1 protein-coding gene is annotated in these 405 nt (G+C 48.6%); it reads right to left on the minus strand.

Annotation, left to right across the window (positions count from 1 at the left end):
• A partial coding sequence (locus QWY20_RS18545) for a hypothetical protein (RefSeq protein ID WP_330130458.1) occupies nt 1–281 on the minus strand: 281 nt, incomplete at its 3' end.
• Nucleotides 282–405 lie beyond the last annotated feature (124 nt).

The following is a 405-nucleotide window of genomic DNA, read 5'->3' on the forward strand; positions in this document are numbered from 1 at the left end:
CCTTTGAGCAGATGAAAAGCTGCGCAGTATGGCCCACCCTGCTGCTCTTGGTAGGTTAGTACTTTGACTTTTTCCTGCATTTTGTTGGTAAGAGCCATCAAGTGTAGCTGCCGTCGGCGCTGCACTGTATTCGACAGCCAATCGTACATGTCGGCATAATCTTTGAAGTCGCCTTCACAGGGCCGCCCAATGCTTTTTGCGCCTAAGCCAAAGTCACGCTGAAACTTCTGCAAAGCGTGATTGACGCTTTCATAGTGCAATTCATCTATTTCCCAGACCATGCGGCCTCCAATTAGGGTTGTTCTGTTAAAATGTGCTGGATCCCCGTCAGACACAGGGTAATCTGTAGGCTGCTGTCAGTGTGCAACTGAACACCAGTGAGCATCAAATCTATGTTTGGCAGTA

This window comes from Alkalimonas cellulosilytica (genome assembly GCF_036325985.1).
GTDB lineage: Bacteria > Pseudomonadota > Gammaproteobacteria > Enterobacterales > Alteromonadaceae > Alkalimonas > Alkalimonas cellulosilytica.